Source organism: Streptomyces sp. JLBG701, assembly GCF_058544905.1.
The window spans coordinates 7,534,336-7,558,966 of the sequence record NZ_CM178588.1 but is presented as its reverse complement, the minus strand read 5'-3'; the positions used below and the strand labels follow the sequence as shown (position 1 = coordinate 7,558,966).

The following is a 24,631-nucleotide window of genomic DNA, read 5'->3' as shown; positions in this document are numbered from 1 at the left end:
AGCCCGTCTGGGGGTCCCCCCTCTGGGGGAGTTTGAGGACAAGGCCCCTTCAGGGCCGAAAGGGGGGTCTGGGGGCGCAGCCCCCAGGGATGGGACGGGCAGGGGCGGCGGGGGCGAAAAAAGCCGCCCCACGCGGCAGCACCCCGCACAGTCAGATCCGCCGCCGAGCCTTCCGAGCCCGCCGCACGACAGCCGCCGCACCCAGCAGTGCGACCGTCGCCCCCGCGGCCCCCGCCGCAGTCGCGTCCTTCCGCCCGAGCCGCCGCCCGGCAACGGTATGCCTCCCGGCAACCTCCTCAAGCAGCTCCGCGAGCACCTCCTCGTTGCTCCACTGCGGCCGCCACCCCGCGTCATGCAGCCGACTCCCGCTCACCACCCAGGGATACATCGTGTACGCCAGATCCCCGGCCGGAGACGGTGTGAGCCCGATCCGGTGCAACCGAGCCGCCGCCCCCAGCGCGACCGCCGACGGCAGCTCCATCCGCCGGATCCCGCTGAGCTCCTCGACCTCCTCCTGCTCCAGCCACCCGTCACACCCGACGGCCAGCTCCCCGTCCGCCTTCTCCAGAACGGCGTACTCCAGAGCGCTGCACAGATCCTCGACGTGACAGAACTGCCAGGCAGGCCGCGACCCGGCCACGACAAGCAGCCGAGGCGACTCGAAGTACCTGGTCAGGGCGGTGTCGGTGCCCCCGACGAGAACAGCCGGCCGGACAACGGTGACGTTGAGCCCGGGATGCGCGCGCGGAGCCCGCCGCGCCAGCCGCTCGATCTCCAGCAGGTCACCGACCCCGGTGGCCTCCGCGGTGGCCCGCAGCTCGGCGTCCTCGGACAGCGGCAGCTCGTTGTCCGGCAACGCTCCGTAGACCATCGCGGACGTGCAGAGCACGACCCGGTGGACCCCGGCCGCCGCGGCGGCGGTCAGCACGGTCTGAGTCCCCCGCACGTTGTAGGCCGTACGGGCGGCGGCGTCCGTCTCCAGGTCCAGATCGAGCGCCAGATGGACCACCACATCGGCCCCGCGCAGCTTTTCCGCGATGGCCGGATCTCGTACATCCAGGATGTGCCAGAGCGCGGCCGCGCACTCACCGCGCCGCTCGTCGATGGCGATGACCTGCTTGATCTCGTCGGACGCGGCGAGCCGCTCGGTGAGCAGCGCTCCGATGCCGGACGCGGCGCCGGTGACCGCGACGACGGGCCCGCGCACGGCGGGCGTGGTTGAGTGGTTTCGCGCTCCGCGAATCTGCGGATCTGGGGAACTCACCGGGCGTCTCCAGCGGTTGTCTTCAATACGGGCGCGAGTGACGCGTACGTACCAGGTGGCATCCATCCTGCCGCAGGCCGAGAGTCGGCGAAGCACCGAGGCCCGAACCGCCAGTGGTGTCTACGCTGGGTGGTGTTGCAGGGCAGCCGTGCCGCCGGAGAGAACCGGTGGCCTTACCAGCCGAGGAATCCCGTGAGTGACACCCCATTCGGTTTCGGCCTTCCGCCGGAGGAGCCGGAAGACGGCGACGAGGGCAAGAAGAAGGACCAGCAGAGCGGCGGTGGTCAGGGACCGGACAACCCGTTCGGGTTCGGGGGCCTGCCCGGAGCCGGAGGTTTTGGCGCCCCCGGAGCCGACAATCCGCTCGCTGCCATGTTCGGTTCACTGAACCCCAACGACCTGGGCGCCGCGTTCCAGCAGCTGGGCCAGATGCTCTCGTACGAGGGCGGCCCGGTGAACTGGGACATGGCCAAGCAGATCGCCCGCCAGACGGTCGCCCAGGGCACTTCTGAGGGCACCAAGGACGCAAGCGTGGGCCCCTCCGAGCGCACCGCGGTCGAGGAGGCCGTCCGTCTGGCCGATCTGTGGCTGGACGACGCGACGTCGCTGCCGTCCGGTGCCGGTTCCGCGGTGGCGTGGAGCCGCGCGGAGTGGGTCGAGGCGACCCTGCCGGCGTGGAAGGAGCTCGTCGATCCGGTCGCCGAGCGCGTCGGCGCGGCCATGGGCGATGTTCTGCCGGAGGAGATGCAGGCCATGGCGGGCCCGCTGATCGGCATGATGCGCTCGATGGGCGGCGCCATGTTCGGCACGCAGATCGGGCAGGCCGTCGGCGTGCTCGCAGGCGAGGTCGTCGGTTCGACCGACATCGGCCTGCCGCTCGGCCCGGTCGGCAAGGCCGCGCTGCTGCCGGTGAACATCGAGGCGTTCGGCAAGGACCTGGGCGTGCCCAAGGAGGAGGTGCGGCTGTACCTCGCGCTGCGCGAGGCCGCCCACCAGCGCCTCTTCGCGCACGTGCCGTGGCTGCGCTCGCACCTGTTCGGCGCGGTCGAGGGGTACGCGCGCGGGATCAAGGTCGACACGGCCAAGCTGGAGGACGTGGTCGGCCAGTTCGACCCGCAGAACCCGGAGCAGCTGCAGGACGCCCTCCAGCAGGGCATGTTCCAGCCGGAGGACACCCCGGAGCAGAAGGCCGCCCTGGCCCGTCTGGAGACGGCTCTGGCGCTCGTCGAGGGCTGGGTCGACGCGGTGGTGCACGCGGCCGCGAAGCCGCGCCTGACGTCCGCGGACGCGCTGCGCGAGACGCTGCGCCGGCGCCGGGCCACCGGTGGCCCGGCCGAGCAGACGTTCGCCACGCTGATCGGCCTGGAGCTGCGCCCGCGCCGTCTGCGCGACGCTTCCCGGCTGTGGGCCTCGCTCACGGACGCGCGCGGTGTCGACGGCCGCGACGGCCTGTGGGCCCACCCGGACATGCTGCCGACGGCCTCGGACCTGGACGACCCGGACGGCTTCGTGCACCGCGAGCAGCTGGACTTCTCGGAGCTGGACAAGATGCTGGGCGAGGCGGCCGAGAAGCCTGACCTGAAGAAGAAGGACGACGACACCGAGTGAGCTTGTACGACGACGCCGTCCTGGTCCTCAAGGGCTACGAGGACCAGGCGGAGCTCCGCCAGGCGTACCTGGACCATCTCGCGGCTCACCCGGACGGCATATGGAAGGCCTGCGAGGAAGGGCACCTCACCGCCAGTGGCCTGGTCATCGACCCGGAGCAGGGTCGGGTGCTGCTCACGCTCCACAAGAAGCTGCGGATGTGGCTCCAGATGGGCGGCCACTGCGAGCCACAGGACATCTCCTTGGAGGCGGCTGCCCTGCGTGAGGCGACGGAGGAGTCCGGGGTCGAGGGGCTGACCCTGCTGCCCGGTGGCCCGGTGCGCCTGGACCGGCATCCGATCCCGCCGCCGTGCCACTGTCACTTCGACGTCCAGTACGCGGTGGTGGCCCCGCCCGACGCGACGCACACGGTCAGCGACGAGTCTCTCGACGTGCGCTGGTTCGCCTACGACGAGGTGGCGGACGTAGCGGATGAGTCGGTCGTACGGCTGCTGGAAGCGACCCGGGCGCGGCTGTGAAGGTGTAAGGGGTGACCGCCATTGCGGGTCACCCCTTACATCGCTTCAGCTCCAGGCGTTGCCCTGGTTCTGTCCCCGGGCTCCCTGCTGGCCCATGCCGAACTGGGCGGCCATGCCCTGTCCGATCACGGCGTTCTGCGGCGGCAGCAGTTCGCTGGGCTGGACGAGCGCGTAGCCGCTGCCCATGAAGCTGAGCTCCCAGCCCTCGCCGGTGTTGCCGCGGCGGCGCCATATCCCGGAGGAGTGCGTCTGGGCCTGCATCTGCACGCGCAGAGAGGTGGACCAGGCGACGATCGCGTCGGCGTCGCAGTTGACGTACTTGTCGGGCGTGACCTGCATCATCAGCGGCGCGCCCGAGGTCATCAGGGCGACCTTGCCGCGGCCGGTGATGTTGAGCTGGTACTTCCCCGAGCCGGAGATGCCGTACAGGCTGTCGACGGCGATGACCTCGTGGTGCAGCGAGGAGTCCATCGCGAGGACGTAATTGCTGTCGACCGTCAGGCCGTCCTGTTCCACATCCACTACGTGGATGTGCTGGGCGAGGTTGGCGAGGAAGACCGTGCCCTGTCCGTGGCAGCGCATCAGGCTGAGGCCCTCACCGGTGTGCGCACGCGCGCGACGCTGGTTGTTGCTCTGGTACTCGGCGTCGAACTCGACGAGGCCCTGGTAGGCGACCATGGTGCCCTTGCGGGCGAGGATGTCGTCGTGTCCCTCCAGGACGACGCGCAGCATCTGCTTGTTCTGCAGGCTGTAGCGGTCCTGGGTCTGCTGGTCGTTGTAGGCGAAAAGCGGGCTCTGCATGGTGTGGTGATCCCCCTCAGCCCCGGAGCCGGAGACGGTCGGTGCTGTCCTCGCTGGGCTGGACTACGACGATGCCCTGGCCGGAGAAGGCCATCTGGTAGGCCTCGCCGCTGCCCCGGCCGATCAGCGACTGCGCCTTGAAGCTGCGCTTGCCCTTCACCTTGAGGTTCGGGGACCAGGCGACGAGCGCGTCCGGGTCGACGTACGTCTCGTCCTCGCCACCGCCGCAGTCGACGACGATCGGCTTGCCCCGGGAGGTCAGCGCGACCCAGCCCTGGCCTGTGATCTTGGTGTTCCACAGGCCCTGCCCGGCGAACTTGGCGAGCCCCTTGACGCGCTCGACGCCCCAGGTGAGGGACGCGTCGAAGGCGAGCAGGTTGGTGGCGTTGACGGAGATCCCGTCGCCGTTGAGGTTGATCACGACGACGTCCGCCCCGTAGTCGGCGAGGTAGAGCAGGCCGTCGCCGGAGCACTTCATCAGCGGCGCGCCCTCGCCGGTGGCCCAGTCGCGGGCGATCTGGCGCACGGCGGGCGGGTTGGGCTCGTACTGGATGAATCCTTCGTAGGCGACCATCGAGCCCACGCGCGCGAGGAGGTCGTTTCCGGTCTGCATGGCGACCTTGAGCATGTGGTTGCCGTGGTTGTCCATGCGGGCGGTGACGGGTGCGGGGGCGTAGCCCGCGAGCGGCTGGTTCATGACGGGCTCCCTCAGACCTCGTACGGCTGGACGACGATGAAGTTGCCGGGCGCGCCCCGGAACTGGAGGTTGACGCTCTCTCCGGTGTCGCCGGGGTAGGCGTTGCGGCGCATCCGTACCTGGCTGGAGACGATCGGCTGGCAGGCCGAGGACCAGGCGACCACGGCGTTGCAGTCGGCGAACGTCGTCGGTGTGACGGGCAGGACCACGGGTGCTCCGTGCGTCTTCACGACGATCGTGCCGGTGCCCTGGAACAGCATGGTGAACAGGGCGCCACCGGGGATGCCGTGTCCTTCGACGCGGCGGACCTCGTACTGCAGGCTCTCGTCGAAGGCGAGCACGTTCTCCGCGGAGACGCAGATGCCGTCGCCCTGGAGTTCGATGGGGTGCAGCATCGACGAGTTCTCGGCAAGGAACACCTGCCCCTGGCCGGTGCAGCGCATGAGCTGCATCTCCTGGCCGGTCACGTTGCCCGCGATCCGGCCGGCGAAGCCCGCTCCCTTGTAGCTGAAGTCGACCTTGCCCTGGTAGAGCACCATGCTGCCCTGACGCGCCAGCACGGGCTGACCGCCGATACCGAGGTCGACGCGGATGAGCTTCTTGTTCTGCTGCGTCCAGCGCTGACCGGTGGGCGTCTCCTTGAACTTCTGGAGCGCGGCCGACACGCCGGCACCGCCCTGTGGAGCGCCCTGCGGCACTCCGTAGGCGGCCGGCTGGGCCGGGACCTGCCCGAAGGGGGGCTGCTGTCCATAGCCGGGAGGTGCCGTCGGGGCCTGCGGCGCCTGGGGTGCTTGGGGCGGCTGTCCGTAGCCGGGAGGCAGCGGAGCGGTCTGGCCGGGGGCCTGGCCGTACGGCGGCGGCTGCTGACCCGGCTGCCCGTACGGCGCGGGGGCCGGGGGCGGCACGGGGGCGCCGGGCGGAGGGGTCATCGGCGCGACGACGGTCGGCGCGGTGTGCACCTGGGGCGCGGGCGCCGGGGCAGGCGGCGCGGGAGGCGGCGCGAAGCCCTGCGCGGCGGGCTGTGGCGCGGGCGCCGGGGCAGGAGCGGGCGCGGCCGGGGCGCCGAACGCGGGCGGCGCGGAAGCCTGAGCGGGTGGTGCGAAGCCCGGGACGGCGCCACCGGGCTGGGGCTGCTGCTCGGGCTCGGGGGTCTCCTCCTCGGCGACCTCGCCGCCGAAGTTCCTCAGCAGCGCGTCGAGGCCGCCGTCGAAGCCCTGGCCGACCGCGGCGAACCGCCAGACGTCCTTGAGGTAGAAGTCGCCCAGCATGACGGCCCGTTCGGTGGAGAACTCCGAGCCGTTGAACGCGTAGCGCGCCACTTCCTCGCCGCCCGCGACGATGCGGATGTATCCGGGGGCGATCTGCGACATCTGCCCGGCGCCGTCGAGCGTCGCCGTGAACGACAGCTTCTGGATCTGCGGCGGGACGCTGTCCAGCGTGACGCGGAACGACTCCGTGTCACCCGCCTGCGCGCCCAGCAACTGGATCGCGTCCTCGGGGGACTTCGGCTGGTTGAAGAAGATGAAGTACCGGTCGTCCGAAAGCCGTTCGTCGGCGTCGAGACCGAAGCAGCTGATGTCGAAACTCAGCCCGGGGCCCGAGATCTGTACACCTACGTACAGATCGGTGCCCGCGGTGAGGTCACTGATCCTGGCCTTGTGGCCGCGTTGGAATTCCCTGGCCATGCGTAACGACCGTCCCCCATCCCGATGGCGAGTACGCCGGAAGTGCGTCGCGTCAGGCTAACGGCTAAATCCGGAAAGGGATGAGGCTGGTACAAACCCGGTACAGAGAGCCACGCCGTACGGTCACTCGTCCCGCGCGGAGGGCAGGTGCGGCAGCCGGTCGGCGGCGACCACACCTTCGAGGTAGCCACGGGCCCGCTCGGTCCGCGGATACGCCTCCAGGAGCCGCCAGAACCGGGGCCCGTGTCCGGGCACGAGCAGATGCGCGAGTTCGTGGACGAGGACGTAGTCGACGACATACTCGGGCATGCCCTGCAGTCGGTGCGAGAGACGGATGCTGCCCTCGGACGGGGTGCACGAGCCCCAGCGCGTGTTCTGGTTGGTGACCCAGCGTACGGAGGCGGGCCGGGCCCGGCCGTCGAAGTACTGCTCGGACAACCGCAGCGCGCGCTCGGCCAGCTCGGCGTCGCCGAGGACCCGCTTGCTCTCCTGGGCGGCCAGTTTGTCGAGCATGACGCTGACCCAGCGCTGCTCCTCCGCCTCGGACATCCGAGCGGGGATGAGCACGACGGTGCGATCGCCCTCGCGGTACGCGGAGACGGTCCGGCGGCGCCGGGCGCTCCTGCGCACCTCGATCGCGCTCGCCCCCGAGCCGCTTGGCGGCTGGCTCGTCGTGCTGCGCTGTGGGTTTCCGGCGCGGTGCAGTGGGTCGGCGGGCACGCCCCGACGTTACCCGTTGTGCATGCGGGAAGTCCCGACTCCGGGACGGTTCGCTTCCGATCCCCCACCAATGCGTTTGATTTGTACGACGAATATCCACCGCCTGTGGACAACTTTCGGCACCCTCGGGCGGGGCCGGGCATGCTGGCTCTCGTCGGCGAATCGTGGACTGACCGCCACCTGCCGACCTGGACATCTCAGGGGCTTTTTCGCTTTTCCGACGGCTACGGGGGCCTGTCATGCATCCGATGGTGAAACCCGCGCTCCGGCGCGGCTGGCGCGATCTCAACACCGTGCAGTTCGGGATGACACCGGCGCACGCGATGACACTCGGTCCGATGGACACGGCCACGGGCAGTTTCCTGGATCTGCTCAACGGCACACGCGGGCTTCCGCTCCTGCGGGAGGAAGGACGCCGGATGGACCTGCCCGACGGCCATGTCGACGGGCTGGTGCGGCGGCTGGAGCGAGCCGGGCTCCTCGACGACGCGAAGGGAGGCGGTCCGGCCGCGGACGCCCTGCGGGAGAAGAAGTCGGTCCTGGACCGGCTGCGCCCCGACCTCGCCTCGCTCTCGCTGGTCACGTCCGAACCGGGCGACGCGCTCGGCCGTCTGGCCGCCCGCCGTTCGTTGCGCGTGCAGGTGCGCGGCGCGGGCCGGGTGGGCGCGGTCCTGGCGTCGCTGCTGTCGGCCGCGGGTGTCGGCGAGGTCGATGTGCGTGACGCCGGCCGGGTCGAGCCGTGGGACGTGGCACCGGGCGGGCTGTCCGCCGAGGCCGTCGGTGAGCGCCGGGACGAGGCCGCCGCGCAGGCCGTGCGCCGGGCGGCACCGGACCGTCCCGGCCGCCGCGGTCCCCGGTCACCGCTCGATGACGCGGACCTCGGCTTCTCCCTGGTGATCCTGGCTCCGCGGGACGACGTCGCCGTGCACGCGCCCGACCCCGCCGTCACCGAGCCCCTCCTCTCCTCGGGGACACCCCATCTCTATGCCGGGGTCGTGGAGGGCACGGGCGTCGTCGGCCCGTTCGTCCTGCCGGGCGAGACGAGTTGCGCCGGCTGTCTGCACCAGGGGCGCGCCGACCGGGATCCGACCTGGCCGCGTCTGGTCGCGCAGTGGCGCTCAGGGAAGCAGCGCCAGGTCGGGCCCTGCGACGTGACGCTGGCCACAACGGTCGCCGGTCTGGCGGCGGCGCACGCGCTCGCTTTCCTGGACGGCGGGTCGCCGTCAAGCGCGGGCGCGCGCTGGGAGGTCTCCGTGCCCGGACTTCACTGGCACGCACGGCCGGTCTGGGCGCATCCCGCATGCCCGTGCGGAGCCGCGGAGAAAGGTAAGGAGGAACACAACACCTCTACTGACGGGGAGTCGCACGCGACAATGGCGGAGCAACGGCCGTCGGAGCAGTTACGCCGCAAGGCAGAGGCGGCACGGCTTGCAGGGACTTGGAGGGCGCATGTCTGATCTTCCCCGGAAGGCGGTCACCCGGACCGCCAAGCTCGCCGCGCTCCCGCTCGGCTTCGCCGGACGGGCCACCTGGGGCCTCGGCAAGCGGATCGTCGGCGAGTCCGCGGAGATCGTCGGCCGCGAGCTGCAACAGCGCACGGCGGAGCAGCTGTTCAAGGTGCTCGGCGAGCTCAAGGGCGGTGCGATGAAGTTCGGACAGGCACTGTCCGTCTTCGAGTCGGCCCTGCCCGAGGAGGTCGCGGGCCCCTATCGGGTGGCGCTGACGAAGCTCCAGGAGGCGGCGCCCCCGATGCCGACGCGCACCGTGCACTCCGTGCTCAAGGAGCGGCTCGGCGCGGATTGGCAGGACCTGTTCCTGGAGTTCGAGGAGAAGCCGTCCGCGGCGGCCTCGATCGGGCAGGTGCACCGGGCCGTGTGGCACGACGGTCGCGAGGTCGCGGTCAAGGTGCAGTATCCAGGCGCCGGCGAGGCCCTTCTGTCCGACCTGAACCAATTGAGCAGGTTTGCCCGCCTGTTGGGTCCCCTCATCCCGGGGATCGACATCAAGCCGCTCATCGCCGAGCTCCGCGACCGGGTCTCCGAGGAACTGGACTACGGCCTGGAGGCGCAGGCCCAGGAAGCCCACTCCGAGGAGTTCGCGGACGACCCGGACGTCATCGTGCCTGCTGTCGTCCACCAGTGCGACCAGATCCTGGTGAGCGAGTGGATCGACGGTGTCCCGCTGTCGGAGGTGATCGCGGACGGTTCGCCGGAGCAGCGCGACCGTGCAGGGCAGCTCCTGGCCCGGTTCCTCTTCTCCGGCCCGGCCCGCACCGGCCTCCTGCACGCCGACCCGCACCCGGGCAACTTCCGTCTGCTGCCCGGTGGCCCGGGCGGCAAAGACGACTGGCGCCTGGGTGTCCTGGACTTCGGCACGGTCGACCGGCTGCCCGGCGGACTGCCGACGCCCATCGGCGACTCCCTGCGCATGACCCTCGACGGCGACGCCGAGGCGGTCTACGAACTGCTGTGTGCCGAGGGCTTCGTCAAGGAATCCATAGAGCTGGATCCCGACGCCGTCCTGGACTACCTCCTGCCGATCATCGAGCCGGCACAGGCCGACGAGTTCACCTTCACTCGCGGTTGGATGCGCAGCCAGGCGGCCCGGATCGCCGACCCCCGATCCCCCGCGCACCAACTGGGCCGGCAACTCAACCTGCCTCCGGCGTATCTGCTGATACACCGGGTGACCCTGAGCACCATCGGTGTGCTGTGCCAGCTGGGAGCGACGGTACGGCTGCGCGAGGAGTTGGAGGAGTGGTTGCCGGGGTTCGTGCCGGAGGCCGAGGAAGTCGAAGTGGAGGGGTCGGTCGCGGGGGCCTGAACTCGCCCGCGATTCACCACCAGGCCGAGTCCAGCCGCCCCTCGATCGCTCTGAGGTTCTGCCGGGAGCAGCTGTCGCAGAAGTAGTGGCGGACGCCGTTCTCCACCGAGCAGGTCCAGGTGGGCCGCGGACCTTCGGCCGCGGTGCCGCAGCGGGCGCACACAAGAGGCTGGGGCTCGACCGTGGAGCCGCCGTCGTCACTGCCTCCGGGAAGACTCGTCACGCGGCGACGATATCGCCGCACTCCGCGGATCGGCGGGCACAACGCACCGCGGGGGCCGGTCCGTTCGGACGGACCGGCCCCCGCGGGGAAGTTCTCGCCTCCCCAGGTCGGGAGGCCACCGCTTCAGGTGTGGTGGGTTACTGCATGACCGCCATGGCGAGCGCGCGGCGGGCGCGCAGCGAGGCGCGCTCGGCCCGGCGCTGCATGCGGCGGGCGGCGATCAGGCGCAGGGCCTGACGTTCCCGCTCGGCCTCTTGCAGTCGCTCGTGCATATGCGCACGCGCGAGGGCTTCTGGAATGAGTTGCATCTCTCGGGTCCTGTTCTGACGCGAGTCGATCGCGCCGGTGGTGGTGAAGTCTGGAATCGCGGAACCTGCGGGCTCGCTGGGGGACGGCTTCATCGGGGCCTGCTTCTTGGGGTCGTGCGTGAAGGGACGGTCGATCGTTCCTGCGGTGTTCATGCCGTAACCGGGTTCTTGCGCGGGCGGCCACGGGGCCGCTTCCGGGCGACGACGACACCCTGGACGAACAGCTCGCCACCCCAGACGCCCCAGGGCTCGCGCCGCTCCTTGGCGCCGGCGAGGCAGGCCTCGACCAGCGGGCAGGTGCGGCAGAGGGACTTGGCGTACTCGACGTCCGCCGGCGTCTCCGCGAAGAAGACCTCCGGGTCGTACGAACGGCAGGGGACGGGTACGCCGAGGTTCTCGATGGCGTCGTCGAGCGCGGTGAGCGCGGTGAGCGGGGTCAAGGTGGAGTCCTCCGTGAGGCCGGGCGGGGGGATCGTTTCGGAAGGCGGTACGGACGGGGCGTGCGCTTCGAGTTGCACGGTTGGTCTTCCTCGTCTGGTCGTTCCGGCCCTGTTGGACCGGGTTGCGGCTGGTACCGGGTTCTTTTGTTGTCCCGAGGCCCCTTCGCTCCGTCGTCCCCGTTCGGGGAAAACAGAAGGGCCGCGGATCCCGGATGGGGTTCCGCGGCCCTGAAGGCGCCGGCCTGATCGATCAGGCTGGATCACTCCAGGGTTCTGGCCCACGGAAGGCCCACATCTGGTGGTGCTGCGTCGTCAGCTTCCGGAATCCGGCACCGGTCGCCGTCGCGGCATAGGCCTTCGCCTGTGCCACTACTGCCGCTTCCAGTGCCTTGGTCGGTCGCTCATTGCGCTCACGGATGGGAAGACCCGCGAGAGACAGGGAGGACGCCGGACGCACGGCATTGCTGCCGGACAGACCGGTGCCCAGGTTCGAAACGCCGAGCATGCACGTGGAGACGACCGAGCGATCGGTCATTTTGGCGGTGCTGATGGAGCGGGTCTTGATGCTGATCACTGGAATCGCCTCCTCTCGGCGTCTATGGGGACTGGGGTCAACCAGTCCTGCGGGTATGTAAGTACAGCACGGAATCGGGGCCTCCGAGAAGGCCTCCGTTGCCGCGATTAAGAACCTATGGGGATTGCTGGGGCATGCGCAAACTATTTTTTCGACGAGTTCGTTTCCGTCCCCGCCCCGTCCCCGTCCTCGTCTCCCACGAGCTCCTGGCCTGCGCAGATGGCCAGGACATCGGCGCCGTAGCGGTTCAACTTGCGTACCCCGACGCCGGGGATCCGGGCCAGCTCGCCCTCGTCGTCGGGCACGGTCTCCGCGATGGCCATCAGGGTCTTGTCGGTGAACACGCAGAACGCGGGCTGTCCGCTGCGCCCCGCCTGCACCGCGCGCCACTCGCGCAACCGCTCGTAGAGACCCTCGTCCATGTCGGAGGGGCAGCCCTCGCAGCGCATCAGCTTCATCTCGCCGGCGTCGGTCAGCGTGCGCCCGCAGACCCGGCAGCGGGCGGGCGTCCTCTGTCTGCGGTGCGGGGCGGCCGCACCGCAGACGCTGCCGCTGCCGCTGCCGCCGAAGCCGCGCTCGATGCCCCCGGGGCCGGCCGTGCCGGTGCGGCCCGGGGTGCCGGCGGAGCCGGGGCGCAGTCCGTCGAGGAAGCGGCTGGGGCGTCGGCTGGGGCGTCCGCCGGGTGAGCGGGACAGGGCCCAGGAGACATGGAGGTGTTCTCTCGCCCGGGTCACTCCGACGTAGAGGAGGCGGCGCTCCTCCTCGATCTGTTCGTCGGTCTTTGCGTAGGTGATCGGCATCATGCCCTCGGCGACGCCCACGAGGAAGACGACGTCCCACTCCAGGCCCTTGGCCGAGTGCAGAGAGGCGAGAGTGACGCCCTGCACGGTCGGGGCGTGCTGGGCGTTCGCCCGTTCGTCGAGCTCCGCGACCAGGTCGCCGAGGGTGGCGCCGGGTTTGGCGGCGGCGAAGTCCTGAGCGAGGTTCACCAGCGCGGCCAGCGACTCCCAGCGCTCTCTGACGGCGCCGGAGCCGGCCGGGGGCTCGGTGGTCCAGCCCTCGCCGGACAGTACGGCACGCACCTGCGAGGGCAGGTCCACGACATCGTCCAGCAGGGCGTCGTTGCCGCCGAAGCGGGCCGCACCGCGCAACGCGACGCCGGCCTTGCGCACCTCGGGGCGGTCGAAGAAGCGCTCGGCGCCGCGCAGCTGGTAGGGCACTCCGGCGTCGGCGAGAGCTTGCTCGTAGGTCTCGGACTGGGAGTTCGTGCGGTACAGGATCGCGATCTCGCTGGCCGGGACGCCGGCGGCCATGAGCTCGCGGATGCGGCGGGCGGCGCCCTCGGCCTCGGCGGGTTCGTCCGGGTAGTCGGCGTAGCCGGGCTCGGGTCCCGCGGCGCGCTGGGAGATCAGCTCCAGGCGGTGGTCCGCGGCGCGGCCGCGGGCCTGGGCGAGCAGACCGTTGGCGAGGTGGACGACCTGGGGCGTCGAGCGGTAGTCGCGGACCAGCTTGACGACGGTGGCGCCGGGGTGGCGGGTGCGGAAGTCGAGAAGGTGGTCGGGAGTTGCTCCCGTGAACGAGTAGATCGTCTGGCTGGCGTCGCCGACCACGCACAGGTTGTCCCGCTCGCCCAGCCACAGCTCCAGGAGGCGTTGCTGGAGCGGGCTGACGTCCTGGTACTCGTCGACCACGAAGTGCTGGTACTGGGAGCGGACCTGTTCGGCGACGTCGTGGCGGTCCTGGAGGATGGCCACGGTCAGCAGCAGGACGTCCTCGAAGTCGATGACCCCGCGGTCCCGCTTGAGGTCCTCGTAGACCGAGTACAGCTGGGCGATCTCGGCGGGGTCGCGGGGGACTTCGCGGCCGACCTTGGCGGCGGCGGGTGCGTAGTCGGCGGGGACTGTCTGGGTGACCTTGGACCACTCGATCTCAGCGGTGACGTCCCGCAGTTCACCCCGGTCGAGACGGATACGGCAGGCGGCGGCAGCGTCGGCGACGAGCTGGATCTTGCGGTCGACGAGCCGGGGCATGGAGCCGCCGACCGCCTTCGGCCAGAAGTACTGGAGCTGGCGCAGTGCGGCCGAGTGGAAGGTACGCGCCTGCACACCGCCGGCGCCGAGCTGGCGGAGTCGGCCGCGCATCTCGCCGGCGGCGCGGTTGGTGAAGGTGACGGCCAGCACGGTGGAGGGCTGCAGGATCCCGGCGCGCACCCCGTAGGCGATGCGGTGGGTGATCGCCCGGGTCTTGCCCGTGCCGGCGCCCGCCAGGACGCACACCGGGCCGTGCAGGGCGGTGGCCACCTCGCGCTGCTCGGGGTCGAGCCCTTCGAGCACCGCGTCGGCCGAGTCCGGTACCTGCGGGAAGAGGGTGGAGTGCGTTGCTGCTGTCACACGGCCATGCTGCCAGGTCGCCGGAGACGGGTGAGCCGGTTGTCCACAGGCAGGCACCCGCAGTCGTACTAATGCGGCAGGCGTCACGTCCCGCCGGTGGGAATGGCCGCCCGGTCGCGTACGTTCCACCACTGCGACCACCCGTCCCCCGAACCGCTGAGGAGTACGAGAGACATGCCGGGCACTGTGACGATGTACAGCACCACGTGGTGCGGCTACTGCCGCCGGCTCAAGAGCCAGCTGGACCGCGAGGGAATCACGTACAACGAGATCAACATCGAGCAGGACCCGGAGTCCGCGGCGTTCGTGGAGAAGGCGAACGGCGGGAACCAGACGGTTCCGACCGTGCTGGTCGTCCCCTCTCAGGGCGGCTCCGAGGTCGTCATGACCAACCCGAGCCTTGCCCAGGTGAAGCAGGCGCTCAGCGCCTGAACCCTGCCCCGGCACCGCATCACCCCCGACCGGCCTCCGGGTGATCGGGGGTTTTGTGCGTCCGGCGGCTCAGCGCAGCAGATGGGGTGCGTGCGTCTCGACCGCTGTCAGTACGTCCTTCTTCGACGGGTTCACCATCGCGTGCCCGGCCACGGTCACCGTGGGCACCGTCTCGTTCCCGTCGGCGACCGAGCGCACGAAGGCCGCCGCCTCGGGGTCCCGCCAGATGTTGACGCGCCTGTACGGCAGCCGCGTGAACCGCAGGCGCAGCCGCAGCTTCATGCAGTACGGGCAACCGGGCCGCCAGTACAGGACGACCCCGTCTTGCTCGTCGGCCATGGTGCTCCCCCTCTTGCTCCGTCCCGGCTGAGTCCCTTGTCAGACCACGCTTCGGGTCGGTAGCGGCTTGCCGTACCAGAGTTCGATCAGGCGGGCCGCGATCGAGATGCCGTACGGGGGCAGGACCTCGCCGGAGTCGAAGGCGGCGCGCAGTTCGTCGCGGGAGAACCAGCGGGCCTCGTGGATCTCGTCGCCGTCGACGTCGATGTCGGTCGAGGTGGCGCGGGCCATGAAGCCGAGCATCAGGCTGGACGGGAAGGGCCAGGGCTGGCTGGCGACGTACTCGACCTGGCCGACGGTGATACCGGCCTCCTCGAAGACCTCGCGGCGCACCGACTGCTCGATGGACTCGCCGGGCTCGACGAAGCCGGCGAGCGTCGAGAAGCGGCCCTCGGGCCAGTGGACCTGGCGGCCGAGGAGGATGCGGTCCTCCTCGTCGGTGACGGCCATGATCACGGCGGGGTCGGTGCGCGGGTAGTGCTCGGCGCCGCACGCCGGGCAACGGCGGATGTGCCCGGCCGCGGCGATGACGGTGCGCTCGCCGCAGCGGGAGCAGAAGCGGTGCAGTCGCTGCCAGTTCTCCAGGGCGACCGCGTGCGCCATGAGGCCCGCGTCGCGGGGTGACAGCAGCAGGCCCGCCTCGCGCAGGCCCGCCGGGCGCGCGGACTGGTCCATGCGGCCGGGCAGGGCGTCCTTCTGGAGGGCGAAGTAGCTGACGCCGTCCTCGTCGTTGCCCAGGAAGTAGCGGTGTGCCTCGGTGAGGGGGGCCTCGAAGGAGGGGGTCATGACGAGTTCGGTGCGCCCGTCGGACGTCTCGTCGATGAGGGCCTGGCCGCCGGAGACCACGAAGCAGCGGGTCGTGGGGTGGCTCCATGCCGCCGCGAGCCAGGCCTCGTCGAGGCGGTGGTGTGCGGCGCGGTCGATGCCGCTCGGGGCGGTGAGCGAGATGGGTCGGGCGGTGTGGTCGGTCCAGGTGGTCACGGGTGCTTCCAACTCCCCCGGTGCAACGGATATTTCGGCGGTTCAGCGGGACCTACGGCAGGTGGCGACCGGGTCCGGCGGGGCGTGATCGTGCGGAGCGGCCCCTTCAGTGTGCCCCGCGCGGGGTACCGCCCCGGGCGGCGCGGGGCGGTCAGGGCGCACGGCGCCAGTTCTCCGCGAGGTCGCCCCACAGGTGTGCGGTGGTCTCGACGCCCTTGAGGAGCAGATCGAGTTCGACCTTCTCGTTCGGGGCGTGCCAGCCGTCGGAGGGGACGGAGATGCCCAGGAAGAGCACGGGTGCGCCGAGGACCTCCTGGAGGTCGGCGGCCGGTCCCGAGCCGCCCTCGCGGGTGAAGCGGACGGGCTTGTCGAAGGCGCGACCCATGGCTCGGACGACGGACTGCAGGGCCGGGTGGTCCAGCGGTGTCAGACACGGGCGCGTGGCCGCGCCGAACGTGAGCTCGTAGCGGATTCCGGCGGGCACCTGCCCGGCGGTCCAGTCCCGGACGGCCTTCTCGATGTGATCGGGGTCCTGGCCCGCGACCAGCCGGAAGGAGAGCTTCACCATGGCCGACGACGGGATGATCGTCTTGCTGCCGGGGCCCTGGTAGCCGCCGCCGATGCCGTTGACCTCGGCGGTGGGGCGGGCCCAAATGCGCTCCAGGGTGGTGTGGCCGGCCTCGCCGTGGGTCGCGTGGGACTTCGCCGTGCGCAGCCACTCGTCCTCGTCGAAGGGCAGTTCGGCCAGGAGTGCGCGCTCGCGGTCGGTGAGCTCGACGATGCCGTCGTAGAAGCCGGGGACGGCCACGCGTGCGTGCTCGTCGTGCAGTGCGGCGACGAGGCGGGCGGCGGCGGTCGCCGGGTTGGGCACGGCGCCGCCGAAGGAGCCGGAGTGGATGTCCTGGTCGGGGCCGTGCAGCTGGATCTCGCACTCCGCGAGACCGCGCATGCCGGTACACACGGTCGGGGTGTCCTCGGACCACATGCCGGTGTCGGAGACGATCACGGCGTCGGCGGCGAGCCGCTCGGCGTTCTCCTCCACGAGGGCACGGAAGTGCGGGGACCCGGACTCCTCCTCGCCCTCGATCAGCAGCTTCAGGTGGACGGCCGGGGTGGTGCGGCCCGTGGCGGCGAGGTGGGCGCGGACGCCGAGTGTGTGAAAGAACACCTGGCCCTTGTCGTCGGCCGCCCCGCGCGCGTAGAGGCGGTTGTCGCGGACGACGGGCTCGAAGGGGTCGCTGTCCCAGCCGTCCTCGCGGGCGGCGGGCTGCACGTCGTGGTGGCCGTAGACGAGGACCGTGGGCGCCTCGGGGTCGTCGGAGGGCCACTCTGCGAAGACGGCTGGGGCACCGGGGGTCGCCCACACCTCGGTGGTCGGGAAGCCGGTTTCCCTGAGTTTGGCGGCGAGCCAGTCGGCGCTGCGCCGTACATCGGGTGCATGATCGGGCTGGGCCGACACGGAAGGGATGCGCAGCCACTCGGCGAGGTCGCCGAGGAAAGCGGCGCGGTGCTGCTCGATGTGCGTGCGGACGGCGCTGACGGCACTGTCAACGGGCTGGCTCATGTCCACGAGCCTATCGGCCCGCACCGACATCCTGGTCGGGCGGTTCCTCCTCGGACGCCTCCCCGCCTTCGGCGACCGGCCCCTCCACCAGCAGCCGCTCCAGCCCGGCCCGGTCGAGGAGACCTTCCGGCCTGACGACCTCGCCGCCGCGGACGTACACGAACGCGGCCGTGACCGACTCCAGGGGCACACCCCGCTGCTCGGCCCAGGCCAGCCGGTACACGGCGAGTTGGAGCGGATCGGCCGCGCGCGTGCGGCTGGTCTTCCAGTCGACGATCTCGTACGTCGTCGCGTCGCCGTCGCCCTCCCGGTAGACGGCGTCGATACGGCCCCGTACGACACGGCCGGCGATCGCGAGCTGGAAGGGGGTCTCGACGCGGTAGGGCGTGCGGTGGGCGTACTCGGTGCGTTCGAAGGCGTCCTTGAGGGCTTCCAGGTCGCGTTCGTCGGCGATCTCGGCGTCGCTGCCTGGCAGTTCGTCCGGTTCGAGCATGGGCAGCCGCAGTTCCTCGAAGCGGGCCTCGACCCAGGCGTGGAAGCGGGTGCCACGGCGCGCGGCGGGCTGCGGCGGGCGCGGCATGGGACGGGCCAGTTCCTGCGCGAGGCCGTCCGGGTCGGCGGCCAGGCGCAGCACCTGGGTCGCGGTGAGCGATTGCGGCAGGAGTACGTCCGTGACGCTCTCCCGCGCGCGGAGAAGCTCCCCGGTGAGCGCGTCGAGGTCGCGGTCCCAGGAGGCGAGGGTGCGTGCTTCCTCGGGTGTGAGGGGGACGCTCTCGGGGTCGGTGGGGTGCGGGCGCGCGTGCGGCACCGAGGCGGGGGGTTCCGGGGCCCCCGCCTGGTGCGGGACGGCGGGCCGGTCCGTCGTCCACGCCTCCCAGTCGGAGGAATCCTCTTCCGGGGAGGCGGCTTCCTCGTACGGGGGCTCGTCGTCCTCCGGAGGTGGCGGCCAGTCGGGGTCCTCGTGGACGTCCGGGTCGTGTGTGGCCGCCGGGTGGTCGTCGGTGTGGGAGGCGAGTTCCTCCAGGTGCGCGAGGACCGTCTCGGCGGCGGCGCGGCGGCGGGTCAGCGACGCGTCATCCAGGGGCAGCGGCCACACCTGGTCGATGGTCGCCCGGTGCAGGGCCGGGTTCTCCTCGTCCTCGGCCGGCTCGTCCGCCCACGCCTCGATCTCGCCGTACCCGGCCGTGCAGTGGTCGTACAGCGCCAGGAGGAAGTCGGACGGTCCGCGCGGCTTCTTCTGGCTGGGCCCCCACCAGTGGCCCGAGCCGAGGAGCAGGGAGCGGGGGCGGGTGAAGGTGACGTAGCCGAGGCGGAGTTCCTCGGTGTGCTGGTGGTCCTTCATGGCCTCCTGGAAGGCCTTCAGGCCGCGTGAGTCCCAGGACTGGACGTCGGGGAGTGTGGCGGTGTCACCGCGCAGTTCGTGCGGCAGCACCTTGCCCTGGGCCGTCCACTTCTCGCGCCCCTTGGTGCTCGGGAAGGTCCCGGTGACCAGACCGGGGACGGCGACGACGTCCCACTCCAGGCCCTTGGACTTGTGCGCGGTGAGGACCTTGACGGTGTTCTCGCCGCCGGGGAGGGCGTTGTCGAGGCCCTTCTCGTACTGTGCGGCGGTGCGCAGGAAGGCGAGGAAGGCCAGCAGGGTCGCCTCGCCGTCGCCCGCGGCGAAGGAGGCAGCGATGTCCAGGAAGTTGGACAGGGTTTCGCGGCGGCGGGCGGCCAGGGCGTGCGGGGACGCCGACAGCTCGACCTCCAGTCCGGTGACGGCCAGGACACGGTGCAGGACGTCCATCAGGGGGTCGGACAGGGAGCGGCGCAGGTCGCGCAGTTCGGTGGCCAGGCGCGCGAACCGCACGCGCGCGTCCGGGGAGAAGGGCAGCCCGTCGTCGTCCCTGTCGCCGCCGGCGCCGTACAGGGGTGTCTCCACGAACGTGTCGAGGGCGTCCGCGAGCGAGATCACCTCGGACGGGTCGACCCCCTCGACGGCCTCGGCGAGCCGACGGTCGGGATCGTCGTCGGCCCCCACGCGCGCGTGGGCGACGAGCAGCCGGGCGCGCCGTCCCAGGAGGGCCAGGTCGCGCGGGCCGATGCGCCAGCGCGGGCCGGTCAGCAGGCGGACCAGGGAGGCGTTGGCGCCGGGGTCCTGGAGGACCTCGCAGACGGCGACGAGGTCGGCGATCTCGGGCAGGTGCAGCAGCCCGGACAGGCCGACCACCTCGACCGGGATGTCGCGGGCGACGAGCGCGCCCTGGATCTCGGCGAAGTCGGTCGCCGTGCGACACAGGACGGCGATCTCGCCCGGTTCCTTTCCGGTGCGTACGAGATGGGCGAGGGAGTCGGCGAGCCAGTCGATCTCGTCGGCGTGGGTGGGCAGCAGGGCGCAGCGGACCAGGCCGTCGCGCTCGGCGCCGGGGCCCGGGCGGAGGGCCTCCACGCCCGCGTGCATGGCGCGCAGGGGCTCCGCGAGGCCGTTGGCAAGGTCGAGGAGGCGGCCACCGCTGCGGCGGTTCTCGCTGAGCGACTGGCGGGTGGCGGGGTGGCCGTCGGCGTGGGCGAAGTGCTCGGGGAAGTCGTCGAGGTTGGCGACGGAGGCGCCGCGCCAGCCGTAGATCGCCTGGCAGGGGTCGCCGACGGCGGTCACCGGGTGGCCGGTGCCGCCACCGAACAGACCCGCGAGGAGGATGCGCTGGGCCACCGAGGTGTCCTGGTACTCGTCGAGCAGGACCACGCGGAACTCGTCGCGCAGGATGCGGCCCACCTCGGGGATCCCGGCGAGAGTCGCCGACAGGGCGATCTGGTCGCCGAAGTCGAGCAGGTCCCGCTCGCGTTTGGCGGCCCGGTAGCGGCCCACCAGCTCGGCGAGTTCACGGCGGGCGGCCGCCGTCTCGGGGACCTTGCGCAGGTCGGCGTTGGTGAGTTTGGCGCCCTGCAGGCTGAGCAGCAGCCCGGCGTCCCACGCGCGCAGTTCCTGGGGCTGTACGAGGTGTTCCGCGAGCTCGGCGTCGAGGGTGAGGAGGTCGCTCACCAGGTCCGGGAAGGAGCGGGTGAGCGCCGGGTAGGGGCCGGGGGCCTCGCGCAGCACGCGTGCGGCGAGCTGGAAGCGGGTGGCGTCGGCGAGCAGGCGGGACGTCGGCTCCAGGCCGATGCGCAGGCCGTGGTCGGTCAGGAGGCGGCCGGCGAAGGCGTGGTAGGTGGAGATGACCGGCTCGCCCGGCGGGTTGTCGGGGTCGATGACGTCCGGGTCGGTGACGCCCGCCTTGATCAACGCCTTGCGGACGCGCTCGGCGAGTTCACCGGCGGCCTTGTTGGTGAAGGTCAGGCCGAGGACCTGTTCGGGGGCGACCTGGCCGGTGCCGACCAGCCACACCACGCGTGCCGCCATCACCGTCGTCTTGCCCGACCCGGCTCCGGCCACGATGACCTGCGGGGCGGGCGGCGCGGTGATGCAGGCCGTCTGCTCCGGGGTGAACGGGATGCCGAGAAGCTCTTTGAGCTGATCGGGATCGGTGATACGGGCGGGCATGTCGGAGAGGCTAGCGGCGGCCACTGACAGTGGAGGCCGGATCGCCTTGAGGGCCGGGAGAAGCGCAGGTCAGCACGTGTGGTGCGGTCTGTCACACACGTGTTCGCACGCCACGGCCGCGTACCGCGCGGACACTCACTCCACGACGTGGCGGCCTTCCGGCCGTGCGCTGCACGACGCCCGGAACGCGCAGTGCGTGCAGTGCTGGCCGGCAGTCGGTGTGAACCGCTCGTCCAGGACCTTGCCCGCGGCCGTGGCCAGCAGGTCGCCCACCCACTCCCCCGCCCCCTCCCCCTCCAGGGGGGGCTGGGCCTGCACCTTGGGCAGGGTCTCGCCGCCGTCCCGCTGCGGGGCGCCCTGGCGCAGCTGGACGAGTTCGGCGCCGCCCGCTTCGGGCCGTACTCCGTCGAACGCCTCGTCGACGGCGCCCTCGCCGACGGCGAGCTGGTAGACGGCGAGCTGCGGATGGCGGGCCACCTCGGCCGCGCTGGGCGTCTGTTTGCCGGTCTTGAAGTCGACGACGTAGGCCCGGCCCTCGCCGTCCGCCTCGACGCGGTCCATGGAGCCGCGGATACGCACTTCGTAGTCGCCCGCTTCGAGGGTGACGTCGAAGTCGTGCTCACTCGCCACCGGCGTACGTCCCGCACGATCGGTGACATGCCACTTCAGGAAGCGTTCGAGCGCCACGCGCGCGTTCTCCTTCTCCTGCGCCGACTTCCACGGCGCGTCGAAGGCGAGCGCGTTCCACACGGAGTCCAGGCGCTCCATAAGGACGGCGAGGTCGGCCGGGGTGTGTCCGGAGGCGACCTCGTCGGCGAGGACGTGCACCACGTTGCCGAAGCCCTGGGCCGCCGTCGCGGGTGCGTCGGCCTTCACCTCGCGCCCCAGGAACCACTGCAGGGCACAGGTATTGGCGAGCTGGTCGAGGGCGCTTCCGGACAGCACCACGGGCTGGTCGCGGTTGCGCAGCGGCACCTTGCTCTCGGTCGGCTCGAACATGCCCCACCAGCGGTAGGGGTGCGCGGACGGCACCAGGGGGCGGCCGTCCTCGTCGGCGAGTGCGGCGAGCCGGGCCAGGCGGCGGGCCGCGGCCTGTCTGAGGGTGTCCGACACGCGCGGGTCGACCGTCGTGGCGCGGAGTTCGGCGACGAGTGCGGCGACCGAAAGCGGGCGGCGCGGGCGGCCCGTGACGTCCTTGGGCTCGACACCGAGTTCGGTCAGGAAGCGGGAGGGCTGGTCGCCGTCGTCCGCCGGGGCCTTGACCGCGGTCACGACGAGGCGTTCACGCGCGCGTGTCGCGGCGACGTAGAAGAGGCGGCGCTCCTCGGTGAGCAGGGCGCCCGGGGTGAGCGGCTCGGCGAGTCCGTCGCGGCCGATGCGGTCGGCCTCCAGGAGGGAGCCGCGACGGCGCAGGTCGGGCCACAGGCCCTCCTGCACGCCGGCGACGACGACCAGGCGCCACTCCAGGCCCTTGGAGCGGTGCGCGGTCATCAGGCGCACGGCGTCGGGGCGTACGGCACGCCGGGTGAGCGTGTCGGCGGCGATGTCCTCGGAGTCGATCTCCTCCAGGAAGTTCAGGGCACCGCGGCCGCCGGTGCGCTCCTCCGCGCGGGCCGCCGTCGCGAACAACGCGCACACGGCGTCCAGGTCGCGGTCGGCGTTGCGCCCGGCAGCGCCGCCGCGCCGGGCGGCCCGCTCCAGCCGCCCCGGCCACGGCGTGCCCTCCCACAGGTCCCAGAGCGCCTCCTCGGCGCTACCGCCGCCCGCCAGGCGCTCCCGCGCCTTCCTGAGCAGCGCACCGAGGCGCTGCGCCCCGCGCGCGTACGTCGGGTCGTGCGCGACCAGGCGCTCCGGTTCGGCAAGCGCCCGCGCGAGCAGCTCGTCCGACGGGGGCGGCAGCGCGTTGCCCCCCGCCCGCTCCTCCTCGCGCAGGGCGCGACCGAGACGCCGTAGGTCGGCGGCGTCCATGCCGGCGAGCGGGGAGGCGAGCAGGGTCAGAGCGGTCTCGGTGTCGAGCCAGGAGGTGTCGGAGCCCGGCTCTTCGGACGCCGCCTCGTTCTCGGCCTGTTCAGCCGCTACGTCATCGTCGTCGACCTCAGCCTTCTCGGCCCGTACGTCATTGTCGTCGCCCTCGGACCGCACGCCCCCGGTGTCGCCCCCAGGACGGACCGAAGCCTCGGCCGTGGCCACCGCCCGCAGTGCCGTCAGCAGCGGTGCCACCGCCGGCTCGTGCCGCAGGGGCAGGTCGTCGCCGTCGATGTCCAGCGGGACGCCCGCCGCGGTGAGGGCGCGCCGGACCGTCGGGATGGTGCGGGAACCTGCGCGCACGAGGACGGCCATCTCGTGCCAGGGGACGCCGTCCTCCAGGTGTGCCCTGCGCAGGATGTCGGCGATGTTGTCCAGCTCCGTACCGGGTGTCGGGTAGGTGTAGACCTCGGTGCGGCCGCCGTCCCGTACCGGAGCGAGCTCGCGGTGGGCGCGAACTTTCTCGGCCGGGAGCCGGGTCAGCGGCATGCGCTGGGTCAGCAGCCGGGTGGCGGCCAGCAGATCGGCTCCGGAGCGGCGGGAGGTCCGCAGGACCTCGACGCGGGCCGGGCGGCCGTCCGCGCGCGGGAAGGCGTCCGGGAAGTCCAGGATCCCGTTCACGTCGGCGCCCCGGAACGCGTAGATCGACTGGTCGGGGTCGCCGAAGGCGACGAGGGTGCGGCCGCCGCCGGCGAGGGCGTGCAGCAGCCGGACCTGTGCCGGGTCGGTGTCCTGGTACTCGTCGACGAAGACGGCGTCGTACTGGGCGGCGAGGTGCGCGGCGGTCTCGGGTTGGTGGGCGAGGAGCACCGCGCGGTGGACCAGTTCCGCGTAGTCGAGCACGCCCTGCATGTCGAGCACGTCGAGGTATTCGGCGAGGAAGGCGGCCGCGACGCGCCAGTCGGGGCGGCCGATGCGGCGGGCGAAGGCGTCCAGGGCGTCGGGGCCCAGGCCCAGTTCGCGGCTGCGGGCGAGGACCGCGCGGACCTCGTCGGCGAAGCCGCGCGTGGTCAGACAGGCGCGCAGTTCGTCCGGCCAGCGCACGTGCGCGAGGCTGAGCCGCTCCAGATCGGGCTGCCCCGCGAGCAGTTCACGGACGGCAACGTCCTGCTCGGGACCGGACAGGAGCCGTAGGGGCTCCACGAACAGGTCGCTGTCCTGGTGGGCGCGGACCAGGGCGTAGCAGAACGAGTGGAAGGTCGTCGCCTGCGGGGCGCGCGCCGCCCCTATGCGCAGGGCCATGCGGTCGCGCAGTTCGACCGCGGCCTTGCGGCTGAACGTCAGCACGAGGATCCGGGCGGGGTCCCCTCCCTGGGCGATCCGCGCCGCCACGGACTCGACGAGCGTGGTCGTCTTGCCGGTGCCGGGACCCGCGAGGACGAGCAGCGGTCCTGCCCTGTGGTCAACCACCGCACGCTGTGCGGCGTCCAGACGAGGGGGACCCACTCGCGCCGGCGGGGTACGCACCAGTCGGTAAGCGCCACGGCTCCCCTGTCGCACCTGGTAGTGCGACAGGCGCCTGGTGGAGGAAGAGGAGCTCACGTGGTTCGCCGGTCCTGGTGGGTGTGCTGGTTGGCAGTCCGCCGCGCGTTCAGGGCGGTGGTCGCGGGATGAGGGGGACGAGTCCAGCCGACGCTACGCCGACGGTCCGTACGGAAGCAGGGCTTCCGCTTGTTCCCTCCCGGCCCGTGCGACACTCGCGCCCCTCGCCCCACGAAC

General features: G+C 71.7%; 20 protein-coding genes. 5 read left to right on the top strand and 15 right to left on the bottom strand.

All coding sequences use genetic code 11. The features are described 5' to 3' along the window. Positions 1 to 151: 151 nt before the first annotated feature. Positions 152 to 1,264: an SDR family oxidoreductase gene (locus tag AC5DRG_RS35115; RefSeq protein ID WP_491803602.1), complete on the bottom strand. Its 1,113-nt coding sequence runs from the start codon at positions 1,262 to 1,264 to the stop codon at positions 152 to 154. A 192-nt stretch (positions 1,265 to 1,456) separates the two neighbouring features. Between AC5DRG_RS35115 and AC5DRG_RS35110 the strand changes: the two genes are divergently transcribed. Both AC5DRG_RS35110 and AC5DRG_RS35105 read left to right on the top strand, forming a co-directional pair. Then, entirely contained in the window at positions 1,457 to 2,872 is a 1,416-nt protein-coding gene (locus tag AC5DRG_RS35110) for a zinc-dependent metalloprotease (protein WP_491803600.1), read from the top strand. Next, a complete protein-coding gene (locus AC5DRG_RS35105; RefSeq protein ID WP_491803599.1) occupies positions 2,869 to 3,390 on the top strand; it encodes an NUDIX hydrolase in 522 nt (173 codons plus the stop codon). Before AC5DRG_RS35110 ends, AC5DRG_RS35105 begins: the two co-directional genes overlap by 4 nt. Positions 3,391 to 3,435: 45 nt before the next feature. On the opposite strand, the gene AC5DRG_RS35100 is transcribed toward AC5DRG_RS35105, so the two are convergent. The 4 genes from AC5DRG_RS35100 to AC5DRG_RS35085 all read right to left on the bottom strand — a co-directional run bounded on the left by AC5DRG_RS35100 (position 3,436) and on the right by AC5DRG_RS35085 (position 7,293). Beyond that, positions 3,436 to 4,191: an AIM24 family protein gene (locus AC5DRG_RS35100; RefSeq protein ID WP_491803598.1), complete on the bottom strand. Its 756-nt coding sequence runs from the start codon at positions 4,189 to 4,191 to the stop codon at positions 3,436 to 3,438. 16 nt (positions 4,192 to 4,207) lie between these two features. Further along, a complete protein-coding gene (locus tag AC5DRG_RS35095; protein ID WP_491803597.1) occupies positions 4,208 to 4,888 on the bottom strand; it encodes an AIM24 family protein in 681 nt (226 codons plus the stop codon). An 11-nt stretch (positions 4,889 to 4,899) separates the two neighbouring features. Then, positions 4,900 to 6,573 carry a TerD family protein gene (locus tag AC5DRG_RS35090; RefSeq protein WP_491803596.1) on the bottom strand — a complete coding sequence of 558 codons (1,674 nt, stop codon included), beginning with the start codon at positions 6,571 to 6,573 and terminating at the stop codon, positions 4,900 to 4,902. Positions 6,574 to 6,696: 123 nt separating this feature from the next. Continuing rightward, entirely contained in the window at positions 6,697 to 7,293 is a 597-nt protein-coding gene (locus AC5DRG_RS35085) for a M48 metallopeptidase family protein (RefSeq protein WP_491803595.1), read from the bottom strand. A gap of 239 nt (positions 7,294 to 7,532) precedes the next feature. On the opposite strand from AC5DRG_RS35085, the gene AC5DRG_RS35080 reads away from it, so the two are divergent. Together AC5DRG_RS35080 and AC5DRG_RS35075 are read left to right on the top strand one after the other, a co-directional pair. Next, complete coding sequence (locus tag AC5DRG_RS35080; RefSeq protein ID WP_491803593.1) at positions 7,533 to 8,750, top strand: TOMM precursor leader peptide-binding protein; 1,218 nt, start codon at positions 7,533 to 7,535, stop codon at positions 8,748 to 8,750. Then, on the top strand, positions 8,743 to 10,116 hold the full coding sequence (locus AC5DRG_RS35075; protein WP_491803592.1) for an ABC1 kinase family protein: 1,374 nt from the start codon (positions 8,743 to 8,745) through the stop codon (positions 10,114 to 10,116). Before AC5DRG_RS35080 ends, AC5DRG_RS35075 begins: the two co-directional genes overlap by 8 nt. 13 nt (positions 10,117 to 10,129) lie before the next feature. On the opposite strand, the gene AC5DRG_RS35070 is transcribed toward AC5DRG_RS35075, so the two are convergent. From AC5DRG_RS35070 to AC5DRG_RS35050, 5 genes are all read right to left on the bottom strand, one after another. Continuing rightward, positions 10,130 to 10,339 (bottom strand): hypothetical protein, encoded by a 210-nt coding sequence (locus tag AC5DRG_RS35070; protein ID WP_491803591.1) that lies wholly within the window; start codon positions 10,337 to 10,339, stop codon positions 10,130 to 10,132. A gap of 137 nt (positions 10,340 to 10,476) precedes the next feature. Then, entirely contained in the window at positions 10,477 to 10,800 is a 324-nt protein-coding gene (locus tag AC5DRG_RS35065) for a putative WhiB-interacting protein (RefSeq protein WP_491803590.1), read from the bottom strand. After that, complete coding sequence (locus tag AC5DRG_RS35060) at positions 10,797 to 11,165, bottom strand: WhiB family transcriptional regulator (protein ID WP_057584309.1); 369 nt, start codon at positions 11,163 to 11,165, stop codon at positions 10,797 to 10,799. The genes AC5DRG_RS35065 and AC5DRG_RS35060 overlap by 4 nt, the downstream gene beginning before the upstream one ends. 172 nt (positions 11,166 to 11,337) lie before the next feature. Then, the gene (locus AC5DRG_RS35055) at positions 11,338 to 11,661 is read right to left on the bottom strand and encodes a hypothetical protein (protein WP_491803588.1); all 324 of its coding nucleotides are present in this window, start codon (positions 11,659 to 11,661) and stop codon (positions 11,338 to 11,340) included. 143 nt (positions 11,662 to 11,804) lie between these two features. Further along, positions 11,805 to 14,051, bottom strand: coding sequence for an ATP-dependent DNA helicase UvrD2 (locus tag AC5DRG_RS35050; RefSeq protein ID WP_491803587.1), 2,247 nt, complete (start codon positions 14,049 to 14,051; stop codon positions 11,805 to 11,807). A gap of 174 nt (positions 14,052 to 14,225) precedes the next feature. Between AC5DRG_RS35050 and AC5DRG_RS35045 the strand changes: the two genes are divergently transcribed. After that, positions 14,226 to 14,483 (top strand): mycoredoxin, encoded by a 258-nt coding sequence (locus AC5DRG_RS35045; RefSeq protein WP_491803586.1) that lies wholly within the window; start codon positions 14,226 to 14,228, stop codon positions 14,481 to 14,483. Between the two features lie 69 nt (positions 14,484 to 14,552). On the opposite strand, the gene AC5DRG_RS35040 is transcribed toward AC5DRG_RS35045, so the two are convergent. The 5 genes from AC5DRG_RS35040 to AC5DRG_RS35020 all read right to left on the bottom strand — a co-directional run bounded on the left by AC5DRG_RS35040 (position 14,553) and on the right by AC5DRG_RS35020 (position 24,454). After that, on the bottom strand, positions 14,553 to 14,822 hold the full coding sequence (locus tag AC5DRG_RS35040; protein WP_491803585.1) for a glutaredoxin domain-containing protein: 270 nt from the start codon (positions 14,820 to 14,822) through the stop codon (positions 14,553 to 14,555). A 39-nt stretch (positions 14,823 to 14,861) separates the two neighbouring features. Continuing rightward, positions 14,862 to 15,803 (bottom strand): NAD(+) diphosphatase, encoded by a 942-nt coding sequence (gene nudC / locus AC5DRG_RS35035; protein ID WP_491803584.1) that lies wholly within the window; start codon positions 15,801 to 15,803, stop codon positions 14,862 to 14,864. Positions 15,804 to 15,954: 151 nt separating this feature from the next. Further along, entirely contained in the window at positions 15,955 to 17,367 is a 1,413-nt protein-coding gene (locus AC5DRG_RS35030; protein ID WP_491803583.1) for a dipeptidase, read from the bottom strand. 10 nt (positions 17,368 to 17,377) lie between these two features. Continuing rightward, positions 17,378 to 20,887, bottom strand: a complete 3,510-nt coding sequence (locus tag AC5DRG_RS35025; RefSeq protein ID WP_491803582.1) for an ATP-dependent helicase — start codon at positions 20,885 to 20,887, stop codon at positions 17,378 to 17,380. A gap of 135 nt (positions 20,888 to 21,022) precedes the next feature. Continuing rightward, entirely contained in the window at positions 21,023 to 24,454 is a 3,432-nt protein-coding gene (locus AC5DRG_RS35020; protein WP_491803580.1) for an ATP-dependent helicase, read from the bottom strand. Positions 24,455 to 24,631 lie beyond the last annotated feature (177 nt).